Here is a 14,507-nt window from a genome sequence, read left to right as displayed (position 1 = left end):
CACTGAATGATATGTCAGTTATCAATTTTTCCATACATCGAACGTACTTGCTATTCCGACGCAGAACAAGGAGGGCTGCCGCTCATGGACACAGCAACCCATATCGTCATGGGAGTGGCGCTGGGCGGTCTGGCAACATTAGACCCCACCGTGCAGCAAGATCCTATACTATTTCAGGCTGTATTGGCTGGAACCATCATAGGCTCCCATGCCCCTGATTTTGACACTGTTTTAAAGCTTAAAAATAATGCGACGTATATAAGGCATCATCGCGGCGTTACCCATTCCATTCCCGCTGTGATCATGTGGGGAATCGTTCTCGCAAGCATCATTCATTTGTTTACACCTAGTGTCAGCCTGCTTCACTTATGGGCGTGGACAGCGCTGGCTGTCGTATTGCATGTCCTTGTCGATATCCCCAACGCATATGGAACCCAAGCGTATCGACCTTTTACAAGAAAATGGGTGGCTCACGGTGCCATCAACACATTCGATCCATACATTTTTCTTCTTCACATCGGCGGAATCGTTGCGTGGCTGCTCGGGTCCAATCCCGGTTATACTTGGGCCATCATTTATGCGGTCATTATTTTGTACTATGTGAAGCGGTATATGGATAAACGGGAAATTGTCAAAAAAATTCAGGATCACTTTCCGGACAGCATACAAATTGTCACATCACCCACCATTAAACAAAACCATTGGCGGGTTGCCATCACCACGACAAACGACTTTTACGTCGGGACCGTGCAGGATGGCCATATTGAAATACTCGATGAGTTCAAACGGATTCCACTGCCGGACACTCAACTCTTCCGGCTAGCCCAAAATGATAAAAACATTGCGGCTTTCCTGTCATTTTCCCCGGTATATCGATGGGAGGTCAATGAGTATGACGACTATACAGAAGTTCGCTTTATTGATCTGCGCTACCGGTCCAATGAACGCTATCCATTTGTTGCCGTCGTACAAATTGATGATAACTCGCGTGTCTTAAATTCCTATACAGGATGGATTTTTTCCGAACAAAAACTACAGAACAAACTGGACGTTGGTGACTATCCCGTTTGAAACGATCGGTCATCTTCTTCAGAGGATGACGACTGAAAAACCGGCTGTATGGCCGGTTTTTCATTTGTTTTCCAATGCTGCGGACGTTTATTCCGTCACCTCGTCTCCAAGCAGGGAAATCGGTAATGCCTCTTCCTTTTCATATACGTCATTCAGCAAATTAACCCGATGCCCCCACGCGAACACACCATTAATATAATTAATTTTAAAAGAATGACCCGGATCTCCTTGTAATTCATAAACGTGGTATGGCTTAAAGTCATCCGGATTCAGCATATACGCCAAGGCCATTTGCATTTTCCGTTCATTAATCGCCACTTCACTTATATTTCCAAATTGTTCTGCTTTTTGCGCTTTCTCTTTCAGTCTCCCAACTTCCGCACGCAGCTGTTCAATTGTATAATCACTATATCGTACATCCATTTACGTATTCTCCTTCCATTTTCAGTTTACATTTTAGCAATTATCCAGCAAAATAAAAATAATAACACTTTGCTCAAGGAGGGGAAAAAACATGACAACAGTAGCCATTTCCGGAGCCGGAAGCGGTTTGGGACGGGCGCTAGCCCTAAAATACAGCACGAACGGCTGCAAAGTGTTTTTGCTGGGTCGCAACGATACCAATTTACACTTAGTCAGGACTGAAATTATCAGACAAGGCGGACATGCGGAAGTAATCCTTTGCGATGTGCAGGAACCTGCATCCGTCAGCATTGCTTTTCAGCAGATCGGTGAGCTGGATATATTGATTAACAATGCGGGCATCGGTCTTTTCGGACCTGTTGAAAATTACACCATTAATGATATCGACAAAACGTTGAAAACGAATGTGAAAGGCACCATTTTGTGTGTTCAATCAGCATTGCCGCTCATTCGCGCCAGCCAAGGTCGTATTCTGTCGATTATCTCCACTGCCGGACTGACCGGAAAAAATCATGAATCCATTTACAGTGCCAGTGAATTTGCGATTAAAGGCTTCACGGAAAGCCTGCAAAACGAATGGAAAAATGACCCGATCGCCATTACAGCAGTTTACGTGGGCGGCATGAACACACCATTCTGGAATAACTCCAGCCATGTGGACGACCCGTCACGTTTAAAAGACCCGAATGTTGTTGCCAGACAAATTTTTAATGAAGATAACGGCAGAAAAGACATCACGATTGACTCATAACATAAGACAGGGCAGACGCTTTTTTATGCAGCTGAATCATCATCGTTCATCCGTCCAGTTCCTGCTCGATAAATTGATTAATCATATCAATTGTAAAACCTTTTCGATATAACGCTTCCTTCATTTTATTACGAAGGGCGAACCCGTCCAGCTTGATTCGATGCTTGTTGAGCAGTTTTTCACCTTGCGTTACCAGTGCCTGCCATTCAGCGTCATCGTCTTTGTCATCCTGAATTTCACTTATGACGTCGTGAGCAACATCGTGGGAAAATCCTTTTTGAATCAGCGTTCCCTTAAGCTGGAGGAGCTGGCTGCTAAACGATTTACTGCCAGTGGTCTTCCGCTTTTTCGTTGCCAGTTTCATAGCTTTGTCGAATTGCTGTTCATACGTATATTGACCGACGGCATCTAATGCAATGGCACCTTCCACCCCTTTTTCCAACAGTTCCTGCCTCAGAAGCCCGGGCCCTTTGTTGGACGTGTTCATACGGGTACGGACAAACGCATCAGCGAACTGCTTGTCATCTGTCAAACCATGGGATTCAAGTTTTTCCATAATGGCATCGATATGATCATCATCGGTTTCCTTTCTTGCCAGATAGTCCCGGATTTCTTGTTTTGTCCGCATCCGGTAGCTTAAATAATGGATTGCTAGGGAATAGGCTTTATGGAACGTATCTTGTTTGATGAGTGTTGTCATGAGTGCTTCACTCAATTCCATGTCTTTATGCAGACGGTGTTCGACCAGTACTGATTCATGAACACTGAAGCCATACGTCTCCTTTTGCCCATCGTCCAGAAAAATATTATAACGGTCTGTATGTTTTTTTTGCGTCGTAATACGGGAAATTTTCGCCAAGAGTGTCTCTCTCCTTTCCCGACATATTATATCATGAATGGGGTGATGGATTTGAATATTCTAATTGCCGGGGGAACTGGTTTTGTCGGACGACATTTAACCGAAGCATTAACACGTAAGGGACACGCTGTCTATATTGTCTCTAGATCTCCGGATAAGCACACAAATACGATGATGGTGTCTTTTATCAACTATGACAACCCTGTGGATAAATTGCCGATTATTCACGCTGTTATTAATCTTGCTGGTGATTCCCTGTTCGGTTACTGGACCAAAGCGAAAAAAGCGGCCATCCACAAGAGCCGTATCAACACGACGCAAAACGTTATCCACATGATGGGACAAATGGAACAAAAGCCTGACGTTTTTATTAACGGTTCGGCGGTTGGGTTTTACGGAACGTCACAAAAGATGATTTTTACCGAAGCAACGGATCAACCGGGCGACGATTTTCTCGCCGGGGTGGTTCATGAATGGGAGGAAACCGCGAAGCAAGCAGAGCAGCTTGGCATACGCACAGTATATACCAGGTTTGGGATTGTGCTTGGCCAAGAAGGATCTCTGCCACTTATGAAGCTTCCGGTCCGATTATTTGCCGGTGGGAAAATTGGCAGCGGTGATCAATGGCTATCCTGGGTTCATATAGACGATGTCGTCGGCATGATTCAATTTTGTTTGGAAAACACATCCATTAATGGTCCGATCAATGTTACAGCTCCGAATCCCAAACGCAATAAGGATTTCTCGAGTACACTTGCCCATGTGATGCGACGTCCCTATTGGCTACCGACTCCCGCGCCAGCCATTCGCACCATACTTGGTGACATGAGCATGTTGATCACGCATGGACAATACGTGCTGCCGTCAAAAGCTGAAATACATGGATACCACTTTTCCTATCCACACCTGGAAGAAGCACTGCGGGAAACAGAAGCATAACCAGGCCTCTTAACAAGGGAGTCACATGGTGTTTTGTGACTCCCTTGTTTGTTTTATACACAATTTATCCACAAACTTGTGTGCAACTGTGGATTAATGCCATGAATAGGTATGTATCAGTTCGAATTATACACAATGTTTATGTGGGTGAATATCGGTAATTCTGTGGATAATGTGTACAAGTTTGTTGATGACTTATACGGCGCACCTTAATTATGTTCATAATCCTGTGTATAACTTAATACCTCATATGCCTTTGTTCTTACGTCATTTTTGTACTTACCCAAACCCGTATCCCACTCGTATACGAGCTGTTTCAAATTCCAGTGCAGCCTGCCAAATTTGTTTTTTTCCAATATTCCAGACATAAATAATCACGGTATTTTCCAATAGAATCTCAATTTCAAAGTCTTCTTCATAAAACATAGCCCGAAGGATCATTACTTTTGTTAGGCATGTCACCGTTTGATGATACAAAAGCAAGCAGCTTACCACGTCTCCACCAGACTTTTCCGCCTCTCAATCATGATAGGATTTATGTATCCACCATGATGTGGACTATTGGTTCATCATGTTATAGAGTGTGATACTATGAATTTGGAAAAGATTGCTTATAATATTAAATATTTACGCGAACAGAATGGATGGACACAGGAATATCTGGCTGATCAGCTCCACATTTCCCGTTACGTCATTATTCGCTGGGAGTCGCACAAAGTCACCCCGGATTTGGAATCATTGTTGAAACTGAGTAACCTTTTTGGAGTGACGATTGATCATCTTGTCGGACATCATTCTTTTCGGGACGATTTGTTGAGAGACTTCAAGCGCATGTACAGCTCAAAAACAGAATCATTCGATGAAGAAGCTGTGGAGCTTGTTCAATATATAATGGAAAATCCCCGATTAAAACAATACTTGTTTCGAATGCGAACCTTGCCTGTCCAGAAACAGCATTCCGTACATAATATGCTCGGAACCTTCATTGATGAGCTGGAACGAATGTAATCGATTAATGCTCTCAACGATAAATGACGATAACCACAGTACGTTCATGCCGGTGAAATGATTTTTGCTATTAAAATTCAACACACGCAGAGAACCCCCGTACGTTTATTATGTGCGGGGGTTCTCTAATCTTCGCCTATTTTTTTATCTTGTGATTCAGGGAGGCGGCCTGCTTGTTTGGCCGATTCCCGCAATAAAAACTCCACGTGGCTATTAACGCTCCGAAATTCATCTTTCGCCCACGTTTGTAAAATGTCGTACAGTTTCGGATCGATTCTTAATGGGAAATTCTTTTTTTTAGCCATCCAAACCCTCATTCATTATTGGTACAGAGATCCCGTATTGATAACCGGCTGTGTACCATTGTCAGAAACAATCGATACCATCAAATTATTGACCATGGTCGCACGCCGCTCTTCATCCAAATCAACCACGCCATCTTTCTCCAGCTGTGCAATGGCATCCGCCACCATGCCAACAGCCCCGTCGACGATTTGTTTTCGTGCCGCTATAATGGCACTTGCCTGCTGACGTTGCAGCATCGCTTGGGCGATTTCGGTTGAATACGCAAGATGTGTCAAGCGGGTTTCCATCACTTCAACCCCTGCAACCGTCAGTCGTTCCTGCAGTTCTTTGGCCAGTTGATGGGACACTTCATCCGCATTGCCACGCAGCGACATTTCGTCCTCTGTAAAGGTATCATAGGGGTAATTCGTGGCAACAGCACGAACCGCTGTCTCACTCTGAATTTCGACAAAGCTTTCGTAATTCTCCACATCAAAAACAGCTTTGGCAGCATCGACCACTTTAAACACGGTGACAGCAGCGATTTCAATCGGATTGCCATTCACATCATTGACTTTAAGAAGTTTACTGTTAAAATTCCGGACGCGCAACGAAACCGTCCGCCTTAAAGAGAAGGGTACAGTAATGACCATACCTTCCCGACGGATACTTCCCATGTATCGCCCCAAGAAAATAACAACCACAGACTGATTCGGCTGAATGAGTGTTATACCACTGGCTAGTACAATGGCAATGATCAAACTGATAGCACCCAGAATAAAAAACGTCTCAAAAAAACTCAAAACCGTAACAACGAGCAGAACTATAATAGCCAAAATCCCCACAAACCCATTCATCATCCACGCTTCTTTTTCACGAACCATCCCGACACACCTTTCCATTTTTAATATAAAAATGATATCAGATTTGTCTATTTTTGTAAATGCTTGATCAACCGGTCTCTAACCAGTTAGTCGGGCTTTTTTCGTTTATAATGACAAATCCTTTTTCATCAGTGCGAATCGTGATGGTTCCAAACATCGCCGTCGGGTAAATAGCTGTATTCACTTTGCGTAAGTTGTCCATAACACGGTCCACCGGATGGCCGAACTTATTTTTTTGACCATAAGTGAGAATGGCTGCTTCTGGTGTCACCTCACGCAAAAATTTTAATCCTGTGCTTGTATGGGAACCGTGATGCGCTACTTTTAATATGTCTGAATCGAGATTATAGTTTTTCATTAATTTTTTTTCCTGCTTTTTTTCCACATCACTCATAAGCAGAAAGTCAGTTTCCTCGAATGTCATTTTCATAACAATAGATGATTGATTTGCTGTTTTCGATCCGGTATGGCTGTTTAAAATGCGGACTTTCAGCTCCGAATCGACTTTTATAAGATCATCCCGTTCGGCAATTTCGATGGGAATTTGCTGTCTGATGATTTGGCTGACGTATCTAGCATAGGTTTTGGTTGAATTTATTTTCCCGATATCCAACATTCGCTTGACTTCAAATGTTTTCATAACCGTAATCAGTCCGCCAATATGATCAATGTCCGGGTGGGTTGCAACCATTAAGTCGATTTTGCCGACACCTTGTTTCTTTAGGAAGGTCACGACCTTTTTGCCGGCTTTGGGACGCCCACCATCTATGAGAATGTTTTTACCGGATGGCGTTTCAATCAGTATACTATCTCCCTGACCCACATCAATGAAATGGACATCCAAATCTGATTCTTGTGCGTGCAAAGGGATAGGTATGGTTATCGTTGACACGATAATAACAATGATCATGAATACGTTTCGCTGCATGATAGAGGCATCCTTTAATAGCTGTTTCGTTTATTTTTTCACGATTTGCGTATTATATAACCAACGCAGTCATATAAGATTTTTAAACAGGCTATACAAAAAGCCGCTGAACGAGTCAGCGGCTTTCCATGTTGTAACCTATTAGGTGTTATTCGCAACAACAATGTCACCATTATCAACGTATGCTTCAACAGAACTGATGTCATCGTTTTCCAGAATCAAATCTGTTAGCTGATCCTCAATTTTATCCTGGATGACACGACGCAATGGACGTGCTCCAAAACGGCGATCATAGCCAAGGTTGACGAGTTCGTGTTTCGCTTCATCCGTGATGGTAATGGAGATGTTATTTTCTTCGATTGTTTTTTCAAGATCGGCAAGCATCAGATCTACAATATGCAGCAAGCTGTCTTCTTCCAGTTCGTTGAATTGAATGATACTGTCGAACCTGTTCAAAAATTCTGGTTTAAAGTATGCACTTAAGTTTTCCATTGTTGAAACAGCGTCATGCTCATCCCGATTGAAGCCAACGTTCACTTGTTTTTCGCCGGTTCCGGCATTGCTTGTCATGATAAGCACGGTTTCTTTAAAGCTTACCGTACGACCTTGCGAGTCGGTCAGTTGTCCGTCTTCCATAATTTGCAGGAACATGTTTTGTACGTCCGGATGGGCTTTTTCAATTTCATCTAGCAAAATAATGGAGTACGGATTGCGGCGAACTTTTTCCGTTAATTGACCGGCTTCTTCGTGTCCTACATATCCGGGTGGCGAACCAATGATTTTCGAGACGGCATGTTTTTCCATATACTCACTCATGTCAAGTCTGAGAAGGCTGTCGCGGGTGCCGAACAGTTCCTCAGCAAGAGCTTTGGTCAATTCGGTTTTTCCGACACCGGTTGGTCCAACGAACAGGAACGAACCGATAGGACGGTATGCTGATTTCAGTCCAGCACGGCTGCGACGAACGGCCTTGGCTACTTTCTGTACAGCCTCGTCCTGACCGATAACTTTTGACCCAAGTTGTTCTGCCAGATCACGCATTTTCTTCTGTTCATCCGCTTGCAGTTTGGTGACCGGGATGCCCGTTTTTTCTTCCACAATCAATTCAATATCAGAAATGTCGACATCGATATCCTGCTGTTCGTCTTTTGCTTTATCAAGCTGTTTCTGTAGCTGAATTTCCTGATAACGTAAATGGGCAGCCCGTTCATAATCTTCTTGTTCTGCTGCTTGTTCTTTTTCACGGACAATCTCGTTCATCCGGTTCTGAATGGAGTCCGAATCTTTCTCCGCATTGTCCAGGTTCAATCGTGAGCCGACTTCATCCATCAAGTCAATCGCCTTATCCGGCAGATAGCGGTCTTGAATGTAACGCTTGGACAAAATGACGAATGAACGGATAGCCTCGTCGGAATAGCGCACCTCATGAAATTGCTCGTAACGATCTTTAATACCGTTAAGGATGGCAACCGTATCGTCTTCGGATGGTTCGTGCACCATTACCGGTTGAAAGCGACGTTCAAGAGCGGCATCTTTTTCGATTTCACGATATTCTTTCAATGTCGTTGCACCGATCAGCTGCAAATCACCACGTGCAAGGGCTGGTTTCAAAATGTTGCCGGCATCCATTTGGGAGCTTTCCGCTGTGCCTGCGCCGACCAGCAGATGTACTTCATCGACAAACACAATAGCATCGTCACGCTCCTGCAATTCTGAAACGAGTTGCTTCATGCGTTCTTCAAATTGTCCGCGCATGCTCGTGTTAGCAACAAGAGATGCCACATCCAGCAAATAAATTTCTTTGTTCATTAATTTGGCTGGAACTTGGCCCTCGGTAATTTGTCGTGCAAGTCCTTCCGCAATAGCGGTTTTACCTACGCCAGGCTCACCGATCAGAACCGGGTTGTTCTTATTGCGGCGATTCAATGTTTCAATCACACGTTTCACTTCATTATCGCGCCCGATGACCGGGTCAATCATGCCTTGTCTGGCTTCATGGGTAACATTTTTCCCCATTTGTTCCAGTAGACTGTCCTCGTTACCGGATTGCTGTTTCGTTTTCGTTCCAGTGAATCCTTGACCTTGATTGCCATTGCCCTGGAAGAAGTTTGCCGCATTATTTCCTTGCTGACCTTGACTAAAGTCACCGCTCATCATACTATTTTGTATCTCCTGAAAGCATTGTTCACATAGATGCATCGTCATACGTTGTTGATTCATTTGCATAGACATATTTATTGTTGCTGGGCGAATACCGCAATTTTGACATTGCATATCTGATTCCTCCCTTATGGTATAAAGGTCATTATATGAAACTTTGACTTTGACTTTCTTTGACCTTTCAATTGTTATTGTACTCTGACCTTCTTTGACTTTCAAGAGGTTTTGCTTATTTTTTATAAAAAAATTTTGCTACATGTTGAGAAGTGCTGTATTTCATGTTTCCCTTTCTTCACGCGAATTAAAACATAGAGCGGATATGGGGATAGGACATAATTAAACAAATCACTTCTAAACACGAACAATATAGTTAAGACGTAGTCACCGCTCCGGAAAAACACTGCGCTTTCACCTTGCCAGGCACAAGCGCGACATCTGTTCAAGCTTCCTTTGGTCGCTTTCACAGTGTCTTCTTTGCCGCGGGCGCTGATAAGCCTCCTCGTGCTCGTCGCGTTGCAAGCTTATTCGTCGAAGCCTACGCTCCTCGCAGGTCGAAGCCTACTCATGGAAGCTTTGCTTTGTGCTTATCGCACTGCGGGGTCTCATCTAGGCTTTTTCATCCCGCAGGAGTCTCCGTGTTTTTTCCTACGCTAAACGAAAAATCCGAACTGATTCAGATTTTTTTGCGAATCATAGTTCGGATTTTTATTTGACTAAACGTCTTTTGTCCCAACCCCTCTGTTATTTCTTCATTTCTGTTTGATCATCGATTCGACCATTTTTGGTTTTCCTCTTAAAAAATCAATAACCATAAATGGGACGTGGAAGCATCGTTTTTAACACCAAATGATCAAGACTTCTAAATTGATATCCCTCATTTTTTAAATCGGTGATCAGTTTATCCAAAGCCTTGGCATTATCCGACGATACGGTATGAAGAAGGATGAGCGCTCCCGGGTGTATTTGTTCCATAATCTTGTCATACGCGTATTTCCATCCTTGTTGATCATCGGTATCCCAATCTGTAAATGCCAATGACCAAAATATGTTAATGTAACCCAGTTCGTTTGACCACTTGAGCGTCTTTTCATTGAACGTCCCTTGAGGTGGACGCAAGTATTTGATCTCCTCCTGGTTGGAAACGTTCGCCACTTCCTTTTCCACTGATTCGAGTTCCTTGCGCATCGTCTTTTTGGTGACAGTCGTGAAATCCGGGTGATGATAAGAATGGTTTCCGATAATATGGCCCTCGTTCGCCATTCGTTTAACAAGGTTCGGCTCACTGTCCACATACTGTCCGGTTACGAAAAATGTTGCTGGGACATGATGTTTGTTTAATACATCAAGAATATCATCGGTGTAGCCTTCTTCATATCCGTTGTCAAACGTGAGATATATATTCTTTTCTCCGGATTCATCCGCATAATACGCATCATTTCCCTCGAGCATCTGTTTGTATTTTCCGATATCAGGAAGTTCATGATCATCATTTTTATTAAACCCCCATCCATACCCACTCTGGGCATGGACACCGGGTTGATAAGGCGAAAAGGCAAGGAAAACCATAATGGTTATAATCGCAGCCATCCAGTTTTGCATAGCGCACCCCATTTCACTTTTTCCTTACTTTCACCTGAAACAATCGTTTTTATTCTTCCTATAAAACCATTGCAGCAACCCAGCCGAACAGAATTAATGGAATGTTAAAATGAATGAATGTCGGAACACATGTATCCCATATGTGATGATGTTTTCCGTCGGCGTTTAGACCCGATGTCGGTCCGAGTGTGCTGTCCGAAGCGGGTGAACCAGCATCGCCAAGCGCGCCAGCTGTGCCAATCAGTGCGGCTGTTGCCATCGTGGAAAATCCGGCTGCCAAACAGATAGGCACATAAAGCGCAGCTATAACCGGAATCGTTCCAAACGACGAACCGATACCAATTGTGACGATCAGTCCAACGAGAAGTAATATAATGGCGATTAACGCCTGGTTGTCGTCCAAAAATCCGGATGTCGCTTTCACAAGTGCATCCACCGCACCGGTCTCAGTTAAAACATTGCCGAACCCTGCAGCGACCAACATAACAAAAGCGATTTGCCCCATCATGGCAATTCCGTCAGCCATGACTTGCTCACCTTTTCGGAATGGAACAGCGACCAGCACGAACATGAGAATCAGTCCTGTCAGTGCGCCAGCAACTAAATTTTTAACAACAATCTGCACAGCCAGCGCCCCGACAATGGCCACCAGTGTCAAGCCATGTTTTCTATTAAACGTGACATTTTCTGCCTGTGGAACAGCAACATTCGATTCAGAGCCACCTGCTCCAGGGATCGCTTCGCGGTCTTTTCGATATGTAATAAAAATGGCAATTAAGAGACCAACGACCATACCGGATCCCGGGATCAACATGGCAAGTGCCGTTTCGCTAGTCGTTATATTGACCCCATTTTCAGTCATTCCTTCCACCATTGTTTCATGGAAAAGCAGGCCAAACCCGTATGGAATCATGACATAGGGCGCTTTCAACCCAAACGCCAATGCCGTCGCCACACCCCGGCGATCCACTTTCATTTCATCAAACAGTTTTAATAACGGTGGAATTAAAATTGGCACAAATGCGATGTGCACCGGAACGAGATTTTGTGATAATGACGCAATTCCAGCGATAGCCAACACCATCATCGTTTTCTTACCAGTTAACACTCTGATGATAAAATTGACTAATATAGTTGTAATTCCTGTATAACTAATGGCGACAGCAAACGCGCCAAGCAAAATATAACTTAGGGCTGTTTTCGCTTGATCCCCCATACCGTTTACCATCAACTCAATCGAGTCAATCACATTAAGCCCGGATAGCAGTCCTGCTGTTATGGCAGACATAATAATAGAAATAATGACATTCACTCTCAGCAAACTAAGAAACGTTAGCACTAATACGGCTATAACAACAACCCACGCCATCTGTATTTCCCCTCTCCAGTCTTTTCTCTAATACTTTATCATGATAAAGTATTGAAGTGGCAAAATCAACCCATCTGTCGATTTTTTCATTTTTGAATCGAAAAAACCCCACAGGATGTGTTACCCGAGGGGTTTCATACTTATTGCAACTGAAAAGAGAGAGAAATATAATCCTGAACCGGCACCCAGGCACCTATATCCTGCTTGGTCACATTTTTAACGACAATCGATTTGTCATGCCCTTTCAATTGAACGTACACCTCGCCGAATGTTACTTGTCCCTTTTCACTTACGGCCGGTGCATAAGCCTGCAATTTACCCAATTTTTTCGATGGAACACGGTACGGGTCATCTTTCTTCGTGTTTTGTCCGATGACTGTGGAAAAAGCCAGCGGAAGCTCCACCTTTTCTTTCGCCTTCAGCAGCATCATTTTCTTAATATCGTGCGGGTTGGCTATTTTGTTCGTCAGGGCGCCGTTTACTTTCTTCTGTTCCTTTTGATTATAATGCAATGTTTTTTCCGAATCGCCGCTCAGATTGTTTAATTCATTCGTATTAATGGGCTGGTACTCCCAATTCATAGTTGTATCTGTTGACTTGTAGTGCAGCGGCCACCGACCGATATACACCATTCCCCGATAGCCGAAAGCCAATGGGGAAGGATTGATCGATGTTTCATTCACCATTTTGATCAAGTCAGGATTGGTAATCGTCACGTCCGAGTCTTCAATTAATTCTTTTGTCAGACTACTCGGTTCCACGACTTTTTGCTCTTCAATCACGTTCGGGTGTGTATTTTCCTTGGAAATGGTCAACACGTGGCTGGGCACGTCGACTTCCGATTTTTCTTCCGACGTTTCATCATTTTTTTCTTCGGCTGCGCTGCTAATAGGACATACAAGTACAACAGTTAATGCCATGATGACGTATGTCCATGGTTTCATGTGTCCCATTATGTGTCTCATCCCTTTCTCAATGATTGCCTTGTGCACGGATTCAGACGATTGACATGATAATGGTAGTTTTTACGGACACATGACTATTATACTTCATTATTATCAGCGGCTCAGTTCAATGGTCTCCAGCGTTTCATTGATGGTGATGCTATCTTCAACCGAACGTGCCATGGAGCAGTTTTTCCTTGCGAGAGCTAGATTTTTATACAGTTTGTCGTCATCCAAATGCTGCCCCTTAATAACAAAGTGCAGATCAATTCTCTCGATCCGATCCGCTTCATCCGGGTTGCGTTCCACGTCAGTCTGAATGACCAGTTCCTCAACGTCTACCCGTTGTTTATCCAGTATCTTACGGAAAACGGACGCACTGCACCCGGCAATGGATGCAACCATCAACTGAAATGGGCGGAATCCATATGTTTCATCACCGGATATGTCCAATTGTCCGTAACCAAGATCAATGCGCATACCCTCGTCTTTTGAATAAAGTTCCATAGTTTTCGCTCCTTTATCAACCAATTTTATGTTCTCTTTTTCTTATCGTACACGACATTCTTGTTTTCTAAAAACGTTTTGTATTGACCGCCATACCTTCACGAAACAAACTTGCTATACTTGGCTTCCAGGCGATCTTGCACAAACGATATAAGCACACAGATCGGCCAATAAATTAAGGCAACAACTATATACAGTGTCATGGCATCAAATTCTCTGCCGACGACAATCTGTGTCCGTTGAAACAACTCCGGAACCGTAATAACCGCCGCCAGTGACGTTGCTTTCATTAAATCCATAAACACGTTGGTCAATGGAGGAATGGCGATTCGGGCAGCTTGTGGCAATATAATAAACCATAACGTTTTCCAGTATCCTATATTAAGAGATGTCGCTGCCTCCCATTGGCCATCATCAATACTATTCAAGGAGGAACGATCAATCTCTGCAATATAGGCAGCACTGTTCAATCCAAAACCGAGCGATGCCGCCATTATCGCTCCCAACTCTATTCCAAGATACGGAAGACCAAAATAAAGGATAAACAAAAACACTAAAATCGGCGTTCCGCGCATAAACGAAATGTAAAGGCGTGCCGGCCACCGTAAAACGATGTGTCTGGAGCTGTGGGCTAAAGCGAGAAACAGTCCCAAAACCATGCCAAGTGCCATCCCGGCCATTGCAATACCAATTGTTGCTGGCAATCCTCGCAGTATAAATGGCAGGCTTTCCCATGCCAATTGTACGTCAAAAACACCGCCAAAATCCAATCCGTTCATC

Annotated in this window: 16 protein-coding genes; 4 read left to right on the top strand and 12 right to left on the bottom strand. The window is 43.8% G+C overall.

Translation table 11 applies throughout. The features are described 5' to 3' along the window. Nucleotides 1-84 precede the first annotated feature (84 nt). Nucleotides 85-1,071: a metal-dependent hydrolase gene (locus tag ACZ5Q7_RS07275; protein WP_343752495.1), complete on the top strand. Its 987-nt coding sequence runs from the start codon at nucleotides 85-87 to the stop codon at nucleotides 1,069-1,071. Between the two features lie 87 nt (nucleotides 1,072-1,158). Here ACZ5Q7_RS07275 and ACZ5Q7_RS07270 read toward each other — a convergent pair whose 3' ends face one another. Next, a complete protein-coding gene (locus tag ACZ5Q7_RS07270; protein ID WP_343752496.1) occupies nucleotides 1,159-1,494 on the bottom strand; it encodes a YfhH family protein in 336 nt (111 codons plus the stop codon). A gap of 91 nt (nucleotides 1,495-1,585) precedes the next feature. Here ACZ5Q7_RS07270 and ACZ5Q7_RS07265 point away from each other — a divergent pair, with 91 nt between their 5' ends. Next, complete coding sequence (locus ACZ5Q7_RS07265) at nucleotides 1,586-2,245, top strand: SDR family NAD(P)-dependent oxidoreductase (RefSeq protein WP_343752498.1); 660 nt, start codon at nucleotides 1,586-1,588, stop codon at nucleotides 2,243-2,245. A 46-nt stretch (nucleotides 2,246-2,291) separates the two neighbouring features. Here the strand turns inward: ACZ5Q7_RS07265 and recX are convergent, their stop codons facing one another. Continuing rightward, entirely contained in the window at nucleotides 2,292-3,104 is an 813-nt protein-coding gene (gene recX / locus ACZ5Q7_RS07260) for a recombination regulator RecX (RefSeq protein ID WP_343752499.1), read from the bottom strand. 51 nt (nucleotides 3,105-3,155) lie between these two features. On the opposite strand from recX, the gene ACZ5Q7_RS07255 reads away from it, so the two are divergent. Continuing rightward, nucleotides 3,156-4,043, top strand: coding sequence for a TIGR01777 family oxidoreductase (locus ACZ5Q7_RS07255; protein WP_343752500.1), 888 nt, complete (start codon nucleotides 3,156-3,158; stop codon nucleotides 4,041-4,043). Between the two features lie 279 nt (nucleotides 4,044-4,322). Here ACZ5Q7_RS07255 and ACZ5Q7_RS07250 read toward each other — a convergent pair whose 3' ends face one another. Then, nucleotides 4,323-4,526, bottom strand: coding sequence for a hypothetical protein (locus ACZ5Q7_RS07250; protein ID WP_343752501.1), 204 nt, complete (start codon nucleotides 4,524-4,526; stop codon nucleotides 4,323-4,325). A 108-nt stretch (nucleotides 4,527-4,634) separates the two neighbouring features. Between ACZ5Q7_RS07250 and ACZ5Q7_RS07245 the strand changes: the two genes are divergently transcribed. Next, nucleotides 4,635-5,051, top strand: coding sequence for a helix-turn-helix domain-containing protein (locus ACZ5Q7_RS07245; RefSeq protein ID WP_343752502.1), 417 nt, complete (start codon nucleotides 4,635-4,637; stop codon nucleotides 5,049-5,051). Nucleotides 5,052-5,176: 125 nt separating this feature from the next. Here ACZ5Q7_RS07245 and ACZ5Q7_RS07240 read toward each other — a convergent pair whose 3' ends face one another. The 9 genes from ACZ5Q7_RS07240 to ACZ5Q7_RS07200 all read right to left on the bottom strand — a co-directional run bounded on the left by ACZ5Q7_RS07240 (nucleotide 5,177) and on the right by ACZ5Q7_RS07200 (nucleotide 14,506). Beyond that, the gene (locus ACZ5Q7_RS07240; RefSeq protein ID WP_343752503.1) at nucleotides 5,177-5,356 is read right to left on the bottom strand and encodes a type II toxin-antitoxin system antitoxin; all 180 of its coding nucleotides are present in this window, start codon (nucleotides 5,354-5,356) and stop codon (nucleotides 5,177-5,179) included. A 15-nt stretch (nucleotides 5,357-5,371) separates the two neighbouring features. Continuing rightward, nucleotides 5,372-6,220, bottom strand: coding sequence for an SPFH domain-containing protein (locus ACZ5Q7_RS07235; protein ID WP_343752504.1), 849 nt, complete (start codon nucleotides 6,218-6,220; stop codon nucleotides 5,372-5,374). A gap of 67 nt (nucleotides 6,221-6,287) precedes the next feature. Further along, nucleotides 6,288-7,148 (bottom strand): ComEC/Rec2 family competence protein, encoded by an 861-nt coding sequence (locus ACZ5Q7_RS07230; RefSeq protein WP_343752505.1) that lies wholly within the window; start codon nucleotides 7,146-7,148, stop codon nucleotides 6,288-6,290. Between the two features lie 141 nt (nucleotides 7,149-7,289). Continuing rightward, on the bottom strand, nucleotides 7,290-9,422 hold the full coding sequence (locus ACZ5Q7_RS07225; RefSeq protein WP_343752506.1) for an ATP-dependent Clp protease ATP-binding subunit: 2,133 nt from the start codon (nucleotides 9,420-9,422) through the stop codon (nucleotides 7,290-7,292). A 687-nt stretch (nucleotides 9,423-10,109) separates the two neighbouring features. Further along, on the bottom strand, nucleotides 10,110-10,907 hold the full coding sequence (pdaA, locus tag ACZ5Q7_RS07220) for a delta-lactam-biosynthetic de-N-acetylase (protein WP_343752507.1): 798 nt from the start codon (nucleotides 10,905-10,907) through the stop codon (nucleotides 10,110-10,112). A 58-nt stretch (nucleotides 10,908-10,965) separates the two neighbouring features. Continuing rightward, nucleotides 10,966-12,276 carry a Na+/H+ antiporter family protein gene (locus ACZ5Q7_RS07215; RefSeq protein WP_343752508.1) on the bottom strand — a complete coding sequence of 437 codons (1,311 nt, stop codon included), beginning with the start codon at nucleotides 12,274-12,276 and terminating at the stop codon, nucleotides 10,966-10,968. 140 nt (nucleotides 12,277-12,416) lie between these two features. Beyond that, nucleotides 12,417-13,220, bottom strand: a complete 804-nt coding sequence (locus ACZ5Q7_RS07210) for a YfkD family protein (RefSeq protein ID WP_343752549.1) — start codon at nucleotides 13,218-13,220, stop codon at nucleotides 12,417-12,419. A 114-nt stretch (nucleotides 13,221-13,334) separates the two neighbouring features. Then, on the bottom strand, nucleotides 13,335-13,727 hold the full coding sequence (locus ACZ5Q7_RS07205; protein WP_464433191.1) for an OsmC family protein: 393 nt from the start codon (nucleotides 13,725-13,727) through the stop codon (nucleotides 13,335-13,337). Nucleotides 13,728-13,825: 98 nt separating this feature from the next. Further along, nucleotides 13,826-14,506, bottom strand: coding sequence for an amino acid ABC transporter permease (locus tag ACZ5Q7_RS07200; RefSeq protein ID WP_343752510.1), 681 nt, complete (start codon nucleotides 14,504-14,506; stop codon nucleotides 13,826-13,828). Between the last annotated feature and the right edge of the window lies 1 nt (nucleotide 14,507).

The sequence above is a fragment of the Lentibacillus halophilus genome (assembly GCF_055395055.1).
The sequence above is the reverse complement of the archived record's forward strand: the minus strand, read 5'-3'. Positions and strand labels throughout refer to the sequence as shown.